Raw genomic sequence first — 20,089 nt, forward strand, 5'->3', positions numbered from 1 at the left:
CTTCCCCTCAAACATAAAATCCCGTAGAAACACAAAAAACTGACTCAAATGATCGTCATTCAACGACCTTTTGAGTCAGCCTCCTTTTTAATGTGTATCCTCTAATTTTACAAGGCTATTGGTGATTTCGTCCTTTTCTTTTTCTGCTACTTCATTAGAAATGATTTCTTCTTTTAATAATTGATCTATAGCATCATGCTGTGCGTATAAGGAATGTTTTTGCAAATTGGTCTTTTGTTTTTCTTTAAGATCAGGATATTTTTGGAAAAGTAGTTCCGTTTCATTTTGTAGCTTTGAAAGTTCCTGTTCGTACTGAAGGATGAGGTCCTTTGATATGGCTTCTGTAATAAACAGGTTCTTTTTTACTTTCATAATTTCTAGAATCCCTGTCTCGAAGCGGTGTGCCCGTGCTATAAGTTGTTCATATTCCTGGTATCCTTCTTCTTTTTTATTCACTCCTAACCAGGATAGAAGAGGTTTAATGGATAAACCCTGGACAACTAATGAAAACAATACAACACTAAAGGCGATGATTAGTATCTCCTCGCGACCTGTAAAATCTCTGGGCAAGCTAAGGACTAGCGCGATAGAAAGTGAACCTTTTAAGCCTCCCCAATTGATTACGTGCTTCCATGAGGTAGGAAAGCTTTTGATAAATAACAAACTTGAGTAGACGGCAATGCTTCTGGCTATTAGTACAATTAGGATGGATACAATAATGAGCCACCATTTGTCTGTCAAATCAATCACGGTAATTTCCAGTCCAACCATTAAAAAGACGAGAGAGTTGGCGAGAAGGGCAGTAACCTCCCAGAAGTTATTGATATTTAACTTAGTAGCTGGGCTCATACCTATTTTCGCTCCATAATTACCAAGTATTAAAGCAGCCACCACTACAGCTATGACACCTGATGCATGAATCGATTCAGCGAGTAGAAACGAACCGTAAAATAGAATGATGCTGAAAATGATTTCTAATGGATAATCATCATAATACTTGGTTAATTGAGAGAATCCATAGCCAAGGGCCCCCCCTATAATCAGTCCAAGTGAGATGACTTTGAAGAATTCCCATAAACCCAAGCCTGCTCCTTCAACTCCGAGCTCCAAGTAGGTTAGTAAATAAAAGGCAGAAATCTTAAACAAAACGACTGCTAAACCATCATTAAATAAGCTTTCGCCTTCAATTACGGTAGCAAGTCTTTTGTTCACGCCTACACTTTTAAAAATAGATAAGACACTCACGGGATCCGTTGCGCTCATTAAAGCCGCTAAAACAAAAGCAGCTGGTATGGAAAAATCTAAAAACCAGATGGCTGAAAAACCGATGATGATAAAGGAAAGTAGTGTGCCGCCAAACGCTAAAGCAAGAATAGGTGCTTTGTTTTCTTTTAAATGGGAGAAGGGTAACTTGAGGGCAGCTTCCCCTAAAAGTGCGGGTAAAAACAGGGTGATTATGACAAAGTTAAAGATTTCTCCTTCTGTAATGAATTCCTTCAGTGGCTCCAGAACTGGAATATGGACAAGACCTATGAAAGTTCCTACTATGACTAGCGCAATTGGATAAGGCTGTCTGAATTTTTTTGCTATCGCAGTTATTCCTGCTGCAATCATGACTAAAATGAGTCCAAGTTCAAAAATATGATGCAAATCTAATTCGTGCATAGAATTCTCCTTCCTTTAAATAGATTTACTTATTTACAATGGTGAGTTAGTCAAAATTACCGTAGCACAAATATCGAAAAAATGGAAATAACTGTAGATATAAAACTTTACAGTCAATACATTTCACTCCATCTAATCTAGTTTTGCCTATCACATGAGAGTATACAAAGAAATCTCGGGTATAACACTAAGACAAATAAACAATCTTTGTATTCAATGACTGATAGGAGAGGATATACATGAAATGGAAAGGTAGAAGGACGAGCTCGAATGTAGAGGACAGAAGAGGTAGAGGAGTAGGAGGAAAAACCATTGTTGGAGGAGGAATAGGCGGCATCATCATCCTTCTGATTGTAACGTTCCTAGGAGGAAATCCAGGAGACTTTGTGAATATGGGAGCAGAGGATACCGCACCGTATGTAGAAACAGAACAGGATAAAGAGAGAGCCGAATTTGTATCCGTCGTTTTAGCGGATACTGAGGAGGTATGGACAAAAGTATTCAAGGAAGAAGGATTGACCTACGAAGAGCCGACACTTGTTTTATATTCAGGGAGTGTTGAATCTGCTTGTGGTGTGGCAGGTGCAGCAGTCGGCCCGTTTTATTGTCCAGGCGACCAGAAGCTTTACATTGACCTAAGTTTCTATGATGAACTTCAACAAAAGTTCCAGGCTCCGGGCGATTTTGCCATGGCATATGTAGTTGCTCATGAGGTAGGTCACCATGTGCAGACTTTATTGGGAAACTCGCAGAAGCTGGCTGAACAACGTCAAAATCTAAGTACGACTGAGTACAACAAATATCAAGTTCGTTTTGAATTACAGGCTGACTATTTAGCAGGTGTTTGGGCACATCATGCACAAGGAATGGACTTACTTGAAGAAGGTGACTTAGAGGAAGCGATGAACGCAGCAAGTGCTGTCGGGGATGATACGATTCAAAAAAGGTCACAAGGATATGTGGTACCAGATAGCTTCACTCATGGTACATCAGAACAAAGGAAGGAATGGTTTTATAAAGGATTCGAGGCAGGTAACTTAAAAGAGGGCGACACATTTAAAGTAAAGAATCCATAGGCTTTTCTAAATGAAACAACATTGCTATGAATATGAAATTAACTATCCCTAAGGTCTCTTTCAAGATAAAATTTGAAGGAGACCTTTTTACTATAAGCAGACTTAAATTTGTTAGATTTTTGAGAGTTTTTTTCTATACAATGGAAATAGCGAGGAGTTCGTGAAGAAGGTGATACTTAGTACATGTGGAATCGAATCATAGGATGGTTTATGTCCATTGTGATAATCTTTACGGTTTTATTTATGATTTTTAGTGACCAAGATACACGGTTTGTGAAGGTTAGGGCACAGAATGGAGTATTAGATTTATCCAAGGCATCAGAGAAAGTACATATGGTCGCCCTTTCAGGAGAGTGGAAGTTTACCTCTGACACCTTTAGTAATCCTGAAATCTGGGACCAAGAAGCTCCTAATCAATTAGTTCCAAAAGAATGGGATGGGGACGCCCAGTATGGTACCTATCAACTGATGGTTATATTGCCAGACCATTATTCCGAAGTTGGTCTTCGAATTCGAAACATTTGGTCAGCGCATTCCTTATTTGTGAATGGGGAAAGTTTAGCGGAAGTAGGTAGGATCGCGACTAACAAGCGAGAAATGATTCCACATAACCCTACTTATGAAATATATCTGAAACCGAAAACAAAAGAACTCCTCCTTACGATTCACGTCTCTAACTTTTATAACGCTCGTGGTGGTATGGTGTTTCCTATTGACTTAGGAGAGGCACAATCAATAAAGAAAGATGTGGATAGCGATTTTTCCTTAGAGTGGGCGGCAGTTCTTTTGCTATCAATCTTTAGTATTTTTCATATAACGATTTATTTACTTCGAAGAAAAGATATTGCCTATCTGTATAGTGGATTGTATTTTTTTAGCGTAGCCATTGTAGCTATGACTAGAAGTGAAAGAGTATTACTAAAGAAATTCCCCGAGTTATCTTTTGATTTTTATTTTCGATTTCAAGATTCTGTGACAATGTTTAGTCCAATCCTTTTATTTTTATTTATTGCCCATACCATCCCTTATGCCATCAACAAAAAATTGATGAGGATTTGGGTTGCTCCAATCGTGATCTATTCATTGCTAATACTCTGTTTACCTGCAAGATCTTTATCCTTCTTGCAGTATCCATTTTTTTATTATTTAAATGCTATTCTAGCGGTCATCATACTTCGCATCATAGTCATAACCTTTCAAAAAAAGCAATTGCTCCCTAAAAATGAAATCACCATTATTATTGTCATGCTGCTTTTTTTATTTGTGTCGACGATAAGCGGGTCTATTGATCAATTATTCTTTTCAGGGAGAAATATTTTTTCTAGGGTAGGGCTAATTGGGTTTATTATCTCGATGAATGTATTTTTAGGTATAAGACTCATTAATCGAACAGAAGACGCTGAAAAATTGATGAAACGACTAGAAAAGGCAAATGTGGCAAAAGATGCGTTTTTGGAAGTAACGATGCAAGAATTAAAAAATCCTTTATATCATGCTATCAACTTAACTAAAGCGGTTCAGCGTGAAACTCTTCAAGAGAATAACGGAACAAGACTCCAAATGATTGAACAATTGTTAGAGAGATTCATCTATTTAGTTAGGGATTTACAAGATTTTACTCGCATTCGTTTCCAAGACTATTCGATTGATATTCAATCGACTAATGTAAGTATGATAATCCAACATATTGAGCAGCTAATGGCTTTTTCTTTTTCTCGAAAGAGGATTGACTTCGATATGAAGATTCCTGAATCACTTTATGTTTTGGCAGATGAAAAACGGCTTACACAAGTGTTCTATAGAATCATAGGAGAGGCTTCTACTTATGCTTCCAATGGTTCCATTGAGGTAAGTGTTCAACAGGTGGAACAAGAAGTATATATTCATTTCAAAACCAAAAGCGGATATTTACTTACGTTCCCTGAACATCCACAGGCAATGAGTTTGTTATTAAGTAAGGAGCTTATCGAAGGGATGAAGGGACAGCTTTTAATTGAAAATATTGAAACGGGGCTACTATATACAGTCATATTACCTTTCTCTGAATATAAGGAACTACTGGATTTGACGATCCCCATGGTGCATGAAGCTAAAAGTAAAATTGCGGCAACCATCCATTATCCTACAGGGGCTCAAAGTATATTAATTGTAGAAGATGATCCGGTTCAGGCGGAGGTTTTAGCTTCTATGCTAAATTCGTCTTATTCGGTAATAATTACCTACACTGCACAGGATGCATTGAAGTTGGTAAGGGAAAATTCTGATATTTCTCTAGTCATTATAGACTCTTTAATGCCAGGTATGGATGGAATTGAATTAACAAAACACATCCGTCAAACCACTTCCTTATTGGATTTGCCAGTATTAATCACAACATCGGTGGATTATCCATCTGATATTGAAGCGATTTTTTCCTCAGGTGCCAACGATTATTTAATTAAGCCAGTAACGAGAGAGACCCTCTTAGCTAGAATCCGTGCGGTTGAACAAACGAAAAAATCACTAGCTAAAGCAGTAGAAAATGAAATGGCTTTTTTACAATCACAGATTAAGCCCCATTTTCTATACAATGCTCTTAGCAACATCATTTCGTTTTGCTATACCGATGGTGAGAGGGCCGCTCATCTTTTATCGATGTTAAGCTCTTATTTACGCTATATCTTCGAATCTGGTAAAGAGGGACATGATTCTTCCATTCAACAAGAAATTGAAATCATTGAGGCTTACGTTGAGATTGAAAAAGCTAGATTTGGAGATAGGCTCACATTTTCTTGTCACATTGAGCCATCGATAAATCCCTATGTTATTAAAATTCCGAGTTTACTCATTCAACCTATCATAGAAAATTCGATACGTCATGGTCTGTTTGAGAAAGAAGGAAATGGGCATGTACAATTGACCATTAAGCAAAATCAAAAGAACCTTGTGATAGAAGTGGTGGATGATGGTATTGGAATGACTCCTGAGAAAGTGGAGCAATTAATAGAAGGAAGTATAAGCTATAGAGGAATTGGATTCAACAATGTCTTACGCCGGGTAAAAGACATTTCTAAAGGGGATGTAGTAATTCAATCGGAGTTTGGCAAGGGGACTACAGTCATCGTTTTTATTCCAGTAAAGGAGCAATAAGCATGTGGCGAATTATGGTCGTAGAAGATGAAAAACCTATATTAGAATTAAATACTAGGTTACTAGAGGGGTCTGGAAAGTTTCAAGTTAAAGGTGCTTTTCAATCACCGCTTGAGGCATTAGAAGAAATACCTAAACATCACTTAGATGCTGTGCTGTTAGATATAGAGATGCCTAAGTTAACAGGTATGGAGCTTGCACAAAAGCTTGTTAAGGAAGGAATCGATGTACCAATCATCTTTTCGACTGCACATGCGCAATATGCAGTGGAGGCATTTCGAATCCAGGCATTAGATTATATCTTGAAACCGATGAGTCCTAATATCGTAAGACAACTGGATGAGCGCCTAGAACGTTATTATGGTGTCCATTCAAGAAAGCTTGTCCATAACCAACTAAAAGTCCAGCTATTCGGAGAAGCATTGGTTAAGAAAAGCGATCAAATCATAAAATGGCCAACTCGTGTTACGGAAGAATTATTTTATTATTTCCTTTTGCACGAAGGAAAGGTATGTTCAAAGTGGAGAATCATAGACGACATATGGAGTAATCTTGATGAAAAGCGCGCACTTGCCAACTTGTATAATACGATTTACAGAATGCGTCAATTATTTGTAGAATTAGATTTACCGATTATCATAGAACGTGTAAATGATGGGTATATTTTAAAAACGAACGGTGCCATAGAAATAGATCCTAAGCCAAACGAAGCAGCCTTACTTTTGGAAGATAAGGGGTATTTATGGGCGTATGGACTCGTGTATAAATAATAAAAGAAGTCACAACTTAGGCAACAGCCTTATTAGTTGTGACTTCTTTTTATCCCTGTACTTCACTCATCAAAGCATGTGTATTACCTTCTAAGTCTTGGAAGAACGTCATCCATACTTCTGTTTGTCCCATTTTAGTGACAATATGTGGCTCGTCTATGAAGGATACATTCTTTTCGAGTAATTCTTCATATTTTTCTTTAATATTTTCCACTTGAAAATAGAGGACGGAACTAGCGTGTGAAAACTCTTCTTTCTCAGGAAGGCTTAGCATTAAGCGGATTCCATTGCAATCAAAGAAAGCCATGCGATCTGTGTTAAATAGAAGTGGCAATCCCAATGTTTCCTTGTAAAATATGATGGCAGATTCTAAATTTTTCACAGGTACGCCTATCTGACCAATTTTTTTAATAGAATTTTCCATTTATATCTCTCCTGTTATTTGGTTTTTTCCTTTATATCATAAGTCAGTACTAGAAGATTTTCTTATCCAATATCACTAATTTTCTGATAAATTAATTATACATAATATGGGAGGCAACAAGAATGAAAAATATTGAATTTAGAAAAATAAAAATAGATGAATTAAATAATCAAATCCTCCAGAAATTCAATCGATTCCAGGAAACAAGTCAAGTTTGGTACAAGGAGGATGACGAATATCGTATTAAAGAGGACCATTTTGAAGAGAGATGGGATGAAGAAAAAAAGATACAGGTCATACAGGCGTTACGTGAATGTATACTATCTGGTGGGATAGTATTCGGAGCCTTTGAAGATCAGAAATTAGTAGGGTTTGCTAACGTGGAAGGGGAACTGTTCGGTAGTAAGAAAGAATATGTAGAACTACCTTATATTCATGTTTCCAATGAACTTAGGGGGAGTGGGATTGGAAAAAAATTGTTCTATTTATGCTGTGAAGGCGCAAGGGAATTAGGCGCTAAAAAGTTATATATCGCTGCACATCCATCAATAGAAACGCAACACTTTTACAAGTCTGTTGGCTGTGGGTATGCAGTTGAAATTAACGAAAAAATTCTAGCAAAAGAGCCGTTGGATATTCAAATGGAGTTGGTTTTGTAACAGAGCAGCCAAAGTTTTAAGAGTCCCATTTCTAAATATAGAAAGGGACTTTTGTTTTGAATGGGTATCTAGTTATAGTGAAACTTAAATATTGGAAATCTTTATTCTGTGCTATGAAAATCTAACTATCGTCTTTTTTAGTTTGATGTAAGCAAGTATATTCTAACGAGTAAAAAGTAATGTATTTAAAGTGTTTACATAAATGTATACAAGAAAACAATCAGTAAACGGGGTGTGTACATAACTGTGTGCATGTGCACAAAAGGGTATACATGTTGATACAGCGGTATGTGTACACCTTTGTATCTATGTACACTATGAAAAAACAAATGTATGCTTATTGAACACAACTTATGTAGCATTGACCCCCTCTAGTAACCTAAGATAACCTTCAGTTAAGCTTTTTCTAAGCAATCAACGAAAAGGGGATTGATGTGATGAACACTTCAAGAATCTGTGCGATCGATGTAGGAAACGACTCCGTTAAAGCCTTATTTGGAAAGTCTGACTATGAATTATACATACCGAATGTAATAGCTCGAGAAACGGAAGACAGACCTGTTATTGGAATAGAGGATTTAAATGATAAGGATCCAATCGAGGGTATTCATGTTAGAGTCCATTCCCCTGCATTAAAAGAGAATAACGTCATTTATCGTGTTGGAAACTTAGCCACGAAAAGCGATAACGCAAGTGAACTTGATCCAGGCAGCAGTAAGTCAGAGGAAGACCAAACATTAGTCATGCTGTTCGCTTCTATAGCCTTGGATGCTGCAAGAGAAGAAAATGCAGGAATCTTCAAGAAAACGAATCATGTAATCGAAGCTAATTATACACTTGGAACTGGATTGCCTCTGCGTGAAGTAAAAGAAGGCAAAGATGTAGGCTATCGATCCCAATTGTTAGGTTCCGTCCATCAGGTAGAGTTTTTAGTTACGCCTAAATACCAAGGTGTTAAGGTCAATATTAAGTTTGACCAGGTCAAGGTGTATCCTGAAGGCTTTGCGGCCTATATTAATTTGGTGATGGATAATGACTTGAATATTATTAACCGTGATTTAATCGATAAAAGTATCTTGATTCAAGATATAGGTGGATTGTCTACGGATGTGGCAGTTATTAAAAATCGTAATGTGGATGATGATAAAGCACAAGGTTTTAATATCGGTGTATCTGAAGCATTAGAGTCCATTCGAGAAGAAATTCGCTCTAAGCATGGAGTTGAATTGGATAGCCGAAGAGATGTGGTCGATATCATTACGAGAAAAAATGACCGAAACCATATCCGAGTGAAGGGGAGTAGGACAAGCGTCCACGATATTACCGATCGGATCCTATTAGATTTAGCCAAGAAACAATATCGTCATCTGCGCAATGTCTGGCAAAAGAATTCCCAAACGGAAATCTGCTATTTTGTTGGTGGCGGAGCTATGGTGTTGAAGGAATATATTAAAGCACTGAATAATAGCTTGGATGGATATAATATCGAGTTTTTTGAAGATGAAAAAGAAAGTATTTGGATGATGGCGAACGCTTACTACAAATTAATCGCAGATTTTGTTAGAAAGAATAATAAAGAGATGAAGAGTAAAGAGGCGGAAAAACAGCCAATACAAAAGTAGGGTGATTTCATGTCCAAAAAAGAAATGACTCGGATACAAAGGGGGCAGGCGATTACATTTCGTCTGCCTTCTGATACTCCTGAACACATCATTAAGCAGCTGCAAAATTTAAAGGAAACTGAGAGAAGAAACTTTTCTAGTAAAATAGCAGAATACGTTTTGGAAGGAGTCGGTCAGTCTCTAGCAAAAGAACGAGAAACCGTGACCATCCCTTTACCGAAACAATTAAGTAAGGAACAGCGGAATTGGTTGAAACATTCCCATTCGGAAGCGCTCCTAGGGAGTATTGTTTATCAACTTCTGGTCGACCCAATTCGTGCCACAGCAGTCCTAGCAACATTAAATAGCAATGCATTAGACATCAATCAAGCACTATATCTAGTGGAAAATGAGCCTGAGTACAGTGAAATGGTTGCCAATGTGCCTATTGCGCCGGAAGAATTCGAAGTGGAAGAGACAGATGAATTGGAAGACGATTTAATGAACTTTGATTGGAATAAGGCTAAACAAGAACAGGCGACGTCTGAAGATGAATCTGAGGAGTCCTTTGAACAAGAGGATGTAGATGATTTATTAGGAGGTTTCCTTGCGAATATGAATAAGTAGTTACATTTCCAAGGAAATTCCATCATTAATGCTGCCTGGGTCCCAGAGCAGCCTTTTTTCGTATGTTTGAATTATTCTTTCGTTTTGTGTCATTAATGTGATTCTTTGAATATAAAATAAATTACAATGTATTGATGTTGTTAATCCTGTTCAGAAAGGAGCCTTTGTGGATAAGGGAAAAACAGTAAATAAGAAAATAAAGGTATGGACGAATACCGATGTGCTTTTTTTAGCATCCATTTTTTATTTATTGGGAGCATTTACCGCAATCCTATGTTACATCTTCTTAATTTTCCATGAAGATCCGTCGATTCATGAAGAAAATAATAAACCTTCTTTACATCCTAAACAGACGAACAGTTCCTATAACAGCCCTCATTTATTTCTCCCTGAAAAAGAAAAAATACCATTAACTAAAGAAAACGAATATTTATTATGGGAAACTTCTACAGTGATCCGGAGTGCCTTGTTTCAATTTGTTAAGGCAAATGGGAAAATGCCCATTACTCTTACTTCCCTTACGCCTGAGTATTTACCTGATTTACCAAGAGATCCCATAAAACTGTCAAACGATATTGTGAGGGGTATGACTGGTGAAGGAGGATGGGTGTATAATCCTATTCCCATCCTTAGTACAGATGAAGTGGATATAATCAATGATATCGAGGCTTCCTTATTTCCCAATATAGAACATGACTTCAGTATCGGTTTTAAACCGTTGGAAATTATCATATCCAATCCTGAACATACCTTAAGAGTGGTATCCGGCAATCATACGATCAGGACTTATCCTGTTGGGGTAGGGAGGGAAGGGAAGATTATTACAGGAACTTTTACCATTAGAGATAAAGTGATGAATCCCAATAAACACTTATATCCTATAAACGAAAATCCTTATGGGAAAAGAGGTCTGGAGTTATCGAACCCCATGTATGCCATCCACGGAACGTATAAAACACAAAGTATTGGGGCAAATCAATCAAACGGATGTATCCGCATGTTAAATGAGGATGTCATAGAACTTTACTCGATGGTACCAATCCATACAAAAGTGGAGATTAGTGACAAGAGGCGGAATCCTATGGAGGAAAAGCTGCCATTGTCTATAGGTAAACGAAGTAAATTCTTATATGACCAAGATGATCATCCTACGGAAGAGGAATTAAATAAGACCTACTCTTGGTCCGGATAACAAAAAGGACGACATAAATTTCCGTGAGAAATTTCATGTCATCCTTTTTTTCATTTTACCCTTTGTTTAGGTTGATAATTTAAATCCTTGAATAATTGCTTCAGTTCATCCTTCGTAAGGTCTCTCCATTGTCCCAATGGTAAATTTCCTAAATGGATGTTCATGATTCTTGTCCGTCGAAGGCTTTTAACCTCATAGCCTAATGCTGAACACATGCGACGGATTTGTCGGTTTAAGCCTTGTGTCAAAATGATTTGGAATACATACCTAGATAGCTGTTTCACCTTACATGGTAAAGTTACAGTATCTAGGATTTCTACGCCAGATGCCATTTTATTTAGGAACGCAGCTGTAATAGGCTTGTCTACCGTTACAATATATTCTTTTTCATGCTTATTCTCCGCACGTAAGATTTCGTTTACTATATCGCCGTCATTGGTAAGGAGAATTAAGCCATCAGAATCCTTGTCGAGTCGTCCTATGTGAAAGATTCGTAACGGATGGTTCACGAAATCAACGATATTGCCTTTTATATGTCTTTCAGTTGTACTCGTGATTCCCACAGGCTTATTCAATGCTATATAGACATGTTCTTGTTCAGCTACGATTGGTTTGCCATCTACACGTACATCGTCCCCAGGTTCTACTTGGCTGCCTAATTCAGCAACTACCCCATTTATTGTAACTTTCCCCTCGGAAATCAACTTGTCAGCCCCGCGTCTAGACGTAAATCCAGACTCACTAATGAATTTATTAATTCGCAAACAGGTCACACCTTTAAGATAGATTTATGTTTATAAGATTACTTAATTTTATCCGCATGTACAAGTGGAGTGGGGTCTCCTCAAATTCTTTTTTATTTCGATTACCTTTTATTTTCGGTCTAGTAAAGTAATATTGTAAAATGTAATTCAGTAAGAATAGGAAAGAAGGAAAGAAATGCATATTTTGATGATCTTGATCGTATTTCTAATTGCTATATATGGTTTGATGTCGTCTTATACGCCCCTTGGTAGAAGAAGTTCAAAAGAAAAAATCCAATCATTTGAGCAATCTATAAATTTTTCAAAAGGTAAGTTTATCAATCAGATTCCCACTTCAATGGAAATGAAATTTTCTACTTCATTAGGTCTATTAAGAGACTTTATTAAAGGAAATCCTAAAGGAAAGCCGGATGCCCCGATTCCTATGGAAAAGCTGGTAATTCAATCACCGTTAAATGGGACAAAAATCACTTGGTTTGGTCACTCAGCTCTATTAATAGAAATAGATGGAAAGAACATATTGATTGATCCTATGTTTGGGAAAGCTCCTACTCCATTTCCGTTCTTTGGAGACAAAAGGTATAGCAAAGGACTGCCTTTTGATGTGGAGGAGCTTCCTCGAATCGATGCCGTCCTTCTTTCACATGATCATTATGACCATTTGGATTATTATTCTATAAAAAAATTAAAAAGAAAAGTGGAGCAATTTTTTGTACCACTTGGAGTAGGTAGTCATTTAAAAAGGTGGGGTGTCGCTCCTGAAAAAATTCATGAACATGACTGGTGGAAGGAGTCCAAGTTTGGAGGTCTCACTTTCGCTTGTACGCCTGCTAGACATTTTTCTGGGAGAAGTTTGAATGATCGTAACTCCACTCTATGGTGCTCATGGGTGATAGTGGGGATGCAGGACAGAATGTTCTTTAGTGGAGATAGTGGGTATGGTCCTCATTTTAAAGAGATTGGGGAAAAATATGGTCCATTTGATGTAACGATGATGGAATGTGGGCAGTATGACCAACGGTGGTCCGCAATTCATATGTTGCCAGAAGAAACGGTTCAGGCCCACTTAGATGTAAAAGGAAAAGTATTGATTCCAATTCATTGGGCTGCCTTCACATTAGCCTTACATGACTGGACAGACCCAATTGAACGAGTACTAAGTGCTGCTAATGAGAAAGGGATAATTATCTCTACTCCCAAAATCGGAGAAACTGTAATTCTTGCCTCAAATAAGTATCCTTCAGCTACATGGTGGAGATGAAAAATGATATTATGAGGAGCAATCAAGGACATGGAAACGGTACAAAAACAAGTAGAACGAATAGAAAGATTAGAACTAGCATTAACGATTTTTAACTCAAAAAGAGCTCTTTCAACTGTAGATAAAAATCTTTCTTTAAAAACACTAGGCAATTGTACATTATTGATGGACACAACTTCACCTCATTCAATTTATTACAATCGAATTAAAGGTTTTGGATGGGCTGAGGCAGATAAAATAGATGAAATATTGGGTGACTATTATGCAAAGGGCATCACTCCATGTTTTGATTTGACACCTACTCAAATTGATATTGAAGTTTCCAAAGCTTTAACTACCAAAGGATATCAGTGTGCGGAGCAATTGGTGTTCTTAGGTATTGAACCTACTAAAGGTTACTGCCAAGCGGGAAAAATTGAAATTGTTCAAGTAACAGAAGAAAATGTTCTAGAGTTCCTGGACCTTATTTCTAAATCCCAAGGTGGAAATGGATTTGAACAGGAAATCGTAAAAAGGAAGTCACATTATTTCATTGAACCATACTTTCAGAATTTCATCGCCTATATCGGGCGAGAAGCGGTTGGGATGGGATCTCTGTTTATTGAAGGAGATGAAGGGTATATCGCCAATGACTTTACTTTTCCTAACAACCGGGGAAAAGGGGTCCAGAAGGCTATTTTGCAACATCGACTTCAAGTAGCCCATCAACTTGGATTAAAAAGGGTATACACAGATGTTGAATTCGGAACGATTAGTCATGATAATATGGTGAAACTAGGATTTCAAACGGTATATATAAATTCTTTTTGGATAAAACAGTGATTGGAAGAAATTCTCTAGATTTTTGAATGAAAAAACTATCTCATCAAAATGCTTTATGCTAAAATGATGACTTAATTGCATACTGACAGTTCGTAACCATCCTGTCACTAAACAAAACTAGGGAAAATTGAAAGACTTTAATAGGTCATTATTTCACTTTGTTTTATAGGGAGAAATAATGGCCTTTTTAATTTTGAAAGGAGTAATAAATTTGTTAAGAGTGTTCTTTTATTTACTATCCATCGTTGCAGCAAATGTTCTAACGGCTGCTTTTGCACCCATTCACTTGGGCATGTTTTTGATTCCAGTAGGTACTTTTTTAATAGGGGCAACATTTATCTTACGTGACCTCGTGCAAATGAAATATGGCAAAAAGAAGACGTACTTGTTTATAGGTATTGCACTAATGCTATCAGCAATCGTTTCATACTTGCTAGGAGATTCCTTAATGATCGTCGTAGCTTCAGCGATTTCATTCATTGTCTCAGAATCAACAGATACTGAAATTTATAGCCGATTAAAACTTCCCATTGCATGGAGAATTTTCTACAGCGGACTTGTAGGGGGAATCCTTGATTCGGCACTATTTGTTGTCATTGGTTTAAGCCCAATCGGTGCAGGTTTCTTACCGTGGGAAGCAGTTCCTCTCGCAATCCTTGGGCAAGTATTAGCTAAAACCATGATGCAAGCTATTGGGGCTTGTCTATATGGGATAGTGAATCAAAAAATGAAAACAAATGTAAACTTTTCCTAATGAAAAGCTGTCAGATAGCTAGTCTGACAGCTTTTTTCTTATTTCGCTAATGGGTTACCCATATTTGCCCAGGAAATCCTAGGGTCAATGGTTCTTTGCATTCTATGATAAATTGGTTCAAAACCACATTTTGGCCAAAAAGTAGAGGAGGCTAGGTTCGTGATTCTCCAGTCAGTCAAGATGTATTGATATTCTTTTTCTTTTAATAGGATGATTGCTTCATTCATTAGTTTTTTTCCTACTCCAGTACCCATTTGGGCAGGTAAGGTCCCTGCTACACCTAGCTCAATGGTTCCAGTTGGAGTTATCCAATTGGATGGACAATCATAGTAGACTTGGAATCCAGTAGGTAAACCAGAAGACTCTGCGATTAGAAGTAGACCAACCTCTTCATCGACTATTCCTTTATACCCTTGTTCAAATTGAGAGACCGTTTCTGGTAAAACAGGGGAGTAAACTGGTGAATCATTTTGGAAAGACAGGATGATATCTGAGAACGTTCCCATAATTTCACCATCTTCTTGATTACCTGTTCTTACTTGCACCCTTTCAACATCATGAAAAGGTTTGTATTTATTGATTTCTAGTATGGCATGCTCTTGTTCATACCCAAAGGAAAGATTCTGATAGGCATTTGCGTATTTCCTATTTCCTGCAGGTACAATAACGTAATGGTTGAAGCATCCATTATGAAGCCATAATTTAGATGCTTCGGAGTATATAACTCGTAATAAGTTCTCAGGTTCATCGCTATGGATTGCGAGCCCCTCATACGATACCCATACATGTTTACCACGCGCTTCGTCGAATTTTATTTCCGCAAGAATATACCCTACCAGTTTATTTTCCTTATAAGCTCCCGTTGCGATCACTCTACTTTTTTCAAACAAGTTATCAAAAAAGGATGTGATAGCTTGATGATCTAGGTTGGCTTCTTGCAAAAAAACTAAATGATTTTTCTCTTCTTGCTGTCTTTCCGTAAATAAATTTACTAGTTCAGGAATATTACTTTGGTTCAATGAACTGAATTGATATGTTGCCATGTTTTTCCCTCACTATTAAAGATTCAATTATTTAGAATTATATGACATTAAAAACAAAACTAGTAGATTTTCGATATAAACTAGTTTTGAAAATGTTAAAAAGGACCGCTCTTTTTAGAGTGACCCTACCAATTAAAGATCCGATTGAACGTTTCTTCCAGGGTAATATTTCATTGATTCGTCTAAAGGGTGTTCCTTTGCTGTTAACTTCTCAGGTGTAATTTTAATCACTAGTGTTTTGCTGCCTAGTGATGAGCGATATCTATCTACGTGACTTTTTGATAAAGGAGCATTGTAATAACCTGGTACATATTTGTTAAGCATGGCTTGCATAACAGAAGTGGCTTCATCTAAGTCGGTAATAAATTCTGCGGTGCCGGAAACTATTACACTCATAAAAGCTGTATCGGTCATGGCTGGGATAGGATCAGCAATTGTTCCGTACTCCTCGCTAACGGTAAAGCAAGCATTGGGCTGATTTCGAAGGATATCTATTTTCCTTCCTTCAGCTGCTCCGTGAATATAGATGCTCCCATTCGACCACACGTAGTTTAAGGGAAGTACATAAGGCGTTTCGTTATCTATCAAACCTAGAAATCCTGTTTTAGTCTTGGATAAAAAAGCCTCAATTTTTCTTTCATCCGTACATGTACGTCCTGCTTGTCGAATTACCATACTCATTTTTTTCTCTTCCTTCCAATAAGTGGTGATATACTGATTGTAAGATGATTTTGACCCTATAAAAAGTGACAATTACTACATGTTGAATGGGGTCAGTTGGAGGAGCTATGATAGAATTAACACCATTACTTAATAGAAAAATAGGATTGCCTCTATATGTTCAGTTGTATCAATACATACGAAAAGAAATTGAGTCGGGTGGGATTGAGCCAGGTTCGGTATTGCCTTCGATTCGATATCTTTCCCAGCATCTGAATATCAGTAAAAATACCATTGAAAATGCATATCAGCAGTTGATTGCAGAAGGTTATGTGGAGAGTCAGCCTCGAAGTGGATTGAAGGTTTTACCTTTGGAACAACCACTTGTTTCTCTACAACCAAATGTGAAAGGTATTCAACCATCCACACAAGTTAAAAAGAATTCATATTTATACAATTTTCTTTACGGGGATATCGATAGGGAACATTTTCCGATGCAGAGTTGGAAAAGGTGTTTACAGGAGGCAATGGCGATAGAGGCTGACCTTTTTATGTACGGGGATCGACATGGGGATTACAATCTTCGGGTAGAAATCGCAAATTATCTTTTTCAAGCGAGAGGGGTAAACTGTGTTCCAGAACAAATTCTTATCACCTCAAGTACCCAGTATGCGATTAGTCTTATTTGTCAGTGGCTCTCATTAAATGGAGCCCCAATCGCTATGGAGAATCCAGGATATGATGGTGTAAGAACTGTTTTTCAAAACTATGGGTGTGAAATACAAACCGTTCCTCTTGAGTCAGATGGAATTGATATTGGAAAATTAAATGAAACAAATGCAAAAGTGGCTTACATCACTCCCTCCCATCAGTTTCCCTATGGCATGGTTCTTCCTATCCAAAAAAGGCTGAAATTATTAGAATGGGCACACCTTAATGGAAGTTACATCATAGAGGATGATTATGATAGCGAGTTCCGATATCAAGGCCAGCCTATTCCTGCCTTAAAAGCACTAGATACAAATGAAAGGGTCATTTATTTAGGAACTTTTTCAAAGTCTTTTTTACCTACTCTCCGATTAGGTTATGTTGTTTTGCCAACCAGGTTAATGGATGATTTTCAAAAACAAATAGATCAATACAGTCAATCTTCCTCGCCTCTTTTTCAAAAGGCTATGTTTTTATTTATGAAAGAAGGTAATTTTGAGAGGCATGTTCGAAAAATGAGGAAGGTCTATCAAGGGAAACATAAAGCCCTTATCCATGCGATTGAAGAGTATATGGGTGATCGAGTCGAAGTAATTGGTCAAAGAGCAGGCCTTCATATTTTACTGAAGGTTAAAGAAAAGCACTCTATAGATTTAATGAAAAAGGCCGAAATGCTTGGAGTGAAAGTATATAACACAGAAAAATATTGGTTTAAAGGAGAAAGTGAATCTTCTTCCATTATTATGTTAGGATTCGGAGGGCTAACTGAACAACAGATAATAGAAGGGATTAACCGGTTAAATCAAGCTTGGTTTAAATAATTGAGGATGGGGGAACGGCTACAGCTTGTTTCCTATTTTTTATTTTTAAGTCTATGTTGCACTGCGTGGATTGGAGTGGAAGATGAGACTCCTGCGAGAAAAAGGAGTGTCTTGAGCTAAATCAACAGACAAATTATAGCTACTTCTAAAATAAAATTGACTAAATATTATAAATATTTTAACATTATTGGTAATACCAGTTAGGTCTGCATAGAATACCAGTAGAAGTTTTTAAAGGAGTTAGATATGGAACAGGAATTTGTTAAGGGAAGATCCTCAGAAACCATTAAAAGAAAAATGGTCAAGGCAATTATAGAAAAAGATTATGCAATAGGTAGTAATTTACCCTCTGAACGGGAGTTAGTCGTGGAGTATGGTGTAGGTCGACCTACTATTAGAGAGGCGCTTCAGCAATTAATAAGAGATGGTTGGATTAAAGGGAATAAAGGGCTGCCAGCTACAGTCAATGATTTTTGGCAAACAGGGAATTTGACAACACTTGAAAATATTATTGAACATCAAGATGCTGTACCAGAAGAATTTGTCGTTTATTTACTTGAGGTAAGAGCATCCCTATCGCCTTCTTATATAAAAGATGCAATAACCTACAATCAACCGAAAGTGGTCGCTTTGTTAGCAAACTTAGAACAATTGAGAGAAGAGGCAGAATCATATGCCCACTTTGACTGGCAATTACAAAAGGGTTTAGTCAGACTTTCACCGAATCCAGTCTATTTATTAATATTAAATAGTTTTAATTCCTTTTATGTGAATATGGCAAAACAGTATTTTACAGTAGAGAAACATAGAATAAAATCTCGCCAATATTATCATGCCTTATTGCAAGCTTCACTTAAGGGTGATGCAGAACAAGCCGGGGAACTAGCAAGAGAAACGATGATAGAAAGCATAAAACTGTGGGAAAACAGAATTTCTTAAAAGGGTGGTGTTTGGTTTGGAAAAAAAGTATTTAAAAGAATTCATCTTATTTCCAGATGTAACGATAATGGGAATTTTGTTTGTCATAAGTGCAAGCTTTACGGCAGTTCATTTGGAGTCTTATAAAACATGGATTGCAGTTGTTATAGGAATGCTAGTATATGTTACATTCGAATATCTTACTCATCGCTTTGTGTTTCATCTCAAGCCTCCTAAATCACCATTTTTTCTCAAATTGTTAAAACGACTTCATTATGATCATCATGCTAAACCCAATGATTTGCACTTATTATTCTTACCGCTATGGTATAGCGTTCCTAATATAATTGTATTAGGAGTGATTGTCTATTATATTACTGGAAGTCTCGTTATAACTAATGCAGTTACCACCGGATTAATCATTTTCTTTCTATATTATGAATTCGTGCACTATGTCGCACATCGTCCTATACAACCAAAATCAAAATGGGGTCGATGGATGAAAAAAGTTCATATCTGGCATCATTTCAAGAATGAAAACTATTGGTATGGTGTAACCAACCCTCTTGGTGATGTATTGATGGGAACATTTGAAGATCAAAATCATGTAGAAAAAAGCTCGACAGCAAAAAACTTAGAAGCTCGTGGGGAGAAAATTGAAATGTAATTCAGGTAAGCGGAGTGATTATACTCTGCTTTTATTTTTTGTATGAAAGTATTAAAGGGTAGATTATTCTGATTTTCAATTTACTATTATATTTCTATTGATAAGGACATTTGTTTTAAAACGAGGTTATATTTAAAAGAATGTTGTAGATTTTTGTACTATGTTGATTGGACCGGAAAATAAGTGCCTAGAGCATAAATCAAAAGACAAATTTTTTTAGAATCTACATAAAAAAACTTTTAATTTAGTTGTTGACTTCTATATACTAGAATAGTATTATTAAGTCCTGGCCGAGAAACAAAGAAACTTCTGGTCGGCAAGTAATTGTGTTCAATGAAATTAGCTTTCAAAAAGTTGATTTAAAAGGTTGACACAGTGAAAAAGAGATGATAAGATAGTGTTCTGTCTTACAAAAATAGTTCTTTGAAAACTAAACAAAACAGAAACGTCAACGTTTAAATTTAAGTCTTTTAAATAAGACATTTTATGAGCAAGTCAAACACTTTTTGGAGAGTTTGATCCTGGCTC

General features: G+C 36.9%; 18 protein-coding genes. 13 read left to right on the forward strand and 5 right to left on the reverse strand.

Features of this window, described 5'->3' with window-relative positions:
- Window positions 1-87 precede the first annotated feature (87 nt).
- Entirely contained in the window at window positions 88-1,665 is a 1,578-nt protein-coding gene (locus DBX25_RS19815) for a Na+/H+ antiporter (RefSeq protein WP_108672482.1), read from the reverse strand.
- A gap of 239 nt (window positions 1,666-1,904) precedes the next feature.
- On the opposite strand from DBX25_RS19815, the gene ypfJ reads away from it, so the two are divergent.
- From ypfJ to DBX25_RS19830, 3 genes are all read left to right on the forward strand, one after another.
- Window positions 1,905-2,741: a KPN_02809 family neutral zinc metallopeptidase gene (gene ypfJ, locus DBX25_RS19820; protein WP_108672483.1), complete on the forward strand. Its 837-nt coding sequence runs from the start codon at window positions 1,905-1,907 to the stop codon at window positions 2,739-2,741.
- Window positions 2,742-2,924: 183 nt separating this feature from the next.
- Entirely contained in the window at window positions 2,925-5,870 is a 2,946-nt protein-coding gene (locus tag DBX25_RS19825) for a hybrid sensor histidine kinase/response regulator (protein ID WP_108672484.1), read from the forward strand.
- Between the two features lie 2 nt (window positions 5,871-5,872).
- Window positions 5,873-6,640, forward strand: coding sequence for a response regulator (locus tag DBX25_RS19830; protein WP_108672485.1), 768 nt, complete (start codon window positions 5,873-5,875; stop codon window positions 6,638-6,640).
- 49 nt (window positions 6,641-6,689) lie between these two features.
- Here the strand turns inward: DBX25_RS19830 and DBX25_RS19835 are convergent, their stop codons facing one another.
- Complete coding sequence (locus DBX25_RS19835; protein ID WP_108672486.1) at window positions 6,690-7,064, reverse strand: VOC family protein; 375 nt, start codon at window positions 7,062-7,064, stop codon at window positions 6,690-6,692.
- Between the two features lie 122 nt (window positions 7,065-7,186).
- Between DBX25_RS19835 and DBX25_RS19840 the strand changes: the two genes are divergently transcribed.
- From DBX25_RS19840 to DBX25_RS19855, 4 genes are all read left to right on the forward strand, one after another.
- Entirely contained in the window at window positions 7,187-7,723 is a 537-nt protein-coding gene (locus tag DBX25_RS19840) for a GNAT family N-acetyltransferase (protein ID WP_108672487.1), read from the forward strand.
- A 437-nt stretch (window positions 7,724-8,160) separates the two neighbouring features.
- A complete protein-coding gene (locus DBX25_RS19845) occupies window positions 8,161-9,345 on the forward strand; it encodes a ParM/StbA family protein (protein ID WP_108672488.1) in 1,185 nt (394 codons plus the stop codon).
- A gap of 9 nt (window positions 9,346-9,354) precedes the next feature.
- Window positions 9,355-9,951 (forward strand): hypothetical protein, encoded by a 597-nt coding sequence (locus DBX25_RS19850; RefSeq protein ID WP_108672489.1) that lies wholly within the window; start codon window positions 9,355-9,357, stop codon window positions 9,949-9,951.
- A gap of 166 nt (window positions 9,952-10,117) precedes the next feature.
- Window positions 10,118-11,143 (forward strand): L,D-transpeptidase, encoded by a 1,026-nt coding sequence (locus tag DBX25_RS19855; protein ID WP_108672490.1) that lies wholly within the window; start codon window positions 10,118-10,120, stop codon window positions 11,141-11,143.
- 50 nt (window positions 11,144-11,193) lie between these two features.
- Here DBX25_RS19855 and rluF read toward each other — a convergent pair whose 3' ends face one another.
- Window positions 11,194-11,907 carry a 23S rRNA pseudouridine(2604) synthase RluF gene (rluF, locus tag DBX25_RS19860; protein WP_108672491.1) on the reverse strand — a complete coding sequence of 238 codons (714 nt, stop codon included), beginning with the start codon at window positions 11,905-11,907 and terminating at the stop codon, window positions 11,194-11,196.
- Window positions 11,908-12,082: 175 nt separating this feature from the next.
- On the opposite strand from rluF, the gene DBX25_RS19865 reads away from it, so the two are divergent.
- The 3 genes from DBX25_RS19865 to DBX25_RS19875 all read left to right on the forward strand — a co-directional run bounded on the left by DBX25_RS19865 (window position 12,083) and on the right by DBX25_RS19875 (window position 14,744).
- Complete coding sequence (locus DBX25_RS19865; RefSeq protein ID WP_108672492.1) at window positions 12,083-13,168, forward strand: MBL fold metallo-hydrolase; 1,086 nt, start codon at window positions 12,083-12,085, stop codon at window positions 13,166-13,168.
- 30 nt (window positions 13,169-13,198) lie between these two features.
- On the forward strand, window positions 13,199-13,990 hold the full coding sequence (locus DBX25_RS19870; RefSeq protein WP_108672493.1) for a GNAT family N-acetyltransferase: 792 nt from the start codon (window positions 13,199-13,201) through the stop codon (window positions 13,988-13,990).
- 211 nt (window positions 13,991-14,201) lie between these two features.
- Window positions 14,202-14,744 carry a VUT family protein gene (locus tag DBX25_RS19875; protein WP_240620440.1) on the forward strand — a complete coding sequence of 181 codons (543 nt, stop codon included), beginning with the start codon at window positions 14,202-14,204 and terminating at the stop codon, window positions 14,742-14,744.
- Window positions 14,745-14,782: 38 nt separating this feature from the next.
- Here the strand turns inward: DBX25_RS19875 and DBX25_RS19880 are convergent, their stop codons facing one another.
- Entirely contained in the window at window positions 14,783-15,787 is a 1,005-nt protein-coding gene (locus tag DBX25_RS19880; protein WP_108672495.1) for a GNAT family N-acetyltransferase, read from the reverse strand.
- Between the two features lie 132 nt (window positions 15,788-15,919).
- Window positions 15,920-16,468, reverse strand: a complete 549-nt coding sequence (locus tag DBX25_RS19885; RefSeq protein WP_108672496.1) for a pyridoxamine 5'-phosphate oxidase family protein — start codon at window positions 16,466-16,468, stop codon at window positions 15,920-15,922.
- 107 nt (window positions 16,469-16,575) lie between these two features.
- Between DBX25_RS19885 and pdxR the strand changes: the two genes are divergently transcribed.
- The 3 genes from pdxR to DBX25_RS19900 all read left to right on the forward strand — a co-directional run bounded on the left by pdxR (window position 16,576) and on the right by DBX25_RS19900 (window position 19,561).
- Window positions 16,576-17,976: a MocR-like pyridoxine biosynthesis transcription factor PdxR gene (gene pdxR, locus DBX25_RS19890; protein WP_205685269.1), complete on the forward strand. Its 1,401-nt coding sequence runs from the start codon at window positions 16,576-16,578 to the stop codon at window positions 17,974-17,976.
- 246 nt (window positions 17,977-18,222) lie between these two features.
- Window positions 18,223-18,915, forward strand: a complete 693-nt coding sequence (locus DBX25_RS19895) for a GntR family transcriptional regulator (protein ID WP_108672497.1) — start codon at window positions 18,223-18,225, stop codon at window positions 18,913-18,915.
- Between the two features lie 16 nt (window positions 18,916-18,931).
- Window positions 18,932-19,561, forward strand: coding sequence for a sterol desaturase family protein (locus DBX25_RS19900; protein ID WP_108672498.1), 630 nt, complete (start codon window positions 18,932-18,934; stop codon window positions 19,559-19,561).
- The last annotated feature ends 528 nt before the right edge of the window (window positions 19,562-20,089 follow it).

Source organism: Peribacillus acanthi (genome assembly GCF_003073175.1).
In the GTDB taxonomy this organism is placed as follows: Bacteria; Bacillota; Bacilli; order Bacillales; family DSM-1321; genus Bacillus_BN; species Bacillus_BN acanthi.

Bases quoted from the DNA above. Each gene is read 5' to 3' on its own strand.
- DBX25_RS19815 (WP_108672482.1), bottom strand. From the start codon at position 1,665: ATGCACGAATTAGATTTGCATCATATTTTTGAACTTGGACTCATTTTA.
- ypfJ (WP_108672483.1), top strand. From the start codon at position 1,905: ATGAAATGGAAAGGTAGAAGGACGAGCTCGAATGTAGAGGACAGAAGA.
- DBX25_RS19825 (WP_108672484.1), top strand. From the start codon at position 2,925: ATGTGGAATCGAATCATAGGATGGTTTATGTCCATTGTGATAATCTTT.
- DBX25_RS19830 (WP_108672485.1), top strand. From the start codon at position 5,873: ATGTGGCGAATTATGGTCGTAGAAGATGAAAAACCTATATTAGAATTA.
- DBX25_RS19835 (WP_108672486.1), bottom strand. From the start codon at position 7,064: ATGGAAAATTCTATTAAAAAAATTGGTCAGATAGGCGTACCTGTGAAA.
- DBX25_RS19840 (WP_108672487.1), top strand. From the start codon at position 7,187: ATGAAAAATATTGAATTTAGAAAAATAAAAATAGATGAATTAAATAAT.
- DBX25_RS19845 (WP_108672488.1), top strand. From the start codon at position 8,161: ATGAACACTTCAAGAATCTGTGCGATCGATGTAGGAAACGACTCCGTT.
- DBX25_RS19850 (WP_108672489.1), top strand. From the start codon at position 9,355: ATGTCCAAAAAAGAAATGACTCGGATACAAAGGGGGCAGGCGATTACA.
- DBX25_RS19865 (WP_108672492.1), top strand. From the start codon at position 12,083: ATGCATATTTTGATGATCTTGATCGTATTTCTAATTGCTATATATGGT.
- DBX25_RS19870 (WP_108672493.1), top strand. From the start codon at position 13,199: ATGGAAACGGTACAAAAACAAGTAGAACGAATAGAAAGATTAGAACTA.
- DBX25_RS19880 (WP_108672495.1), bottom strand. From the start codon at position 15,787: ATGGCAACATATCAATTCAGTTCATTGAACCAAAGTAATATTCCTGAA.
- DBX25_RS19885 (WP_108672496.1), bottom strand. From the start codon at position 16,468: ATGAGTATGGTAATTCGACAAGCAGGACGTACATGTACGGATGAAAGA.
- pdxR (WP_205685269.1), top strand. From the start codon at position 16,576: ATGATAGAATTAACACCATTACTTAATAGAAAAATAGGATTGCCTCTA.
- DBX25_RS19895 (WP_108672497.1), top strand. From the start codon at position 18,223: ATGGAACAGGAATTTGTTAAGGGAAGATCCTCAGAAACCATTAAAAGA.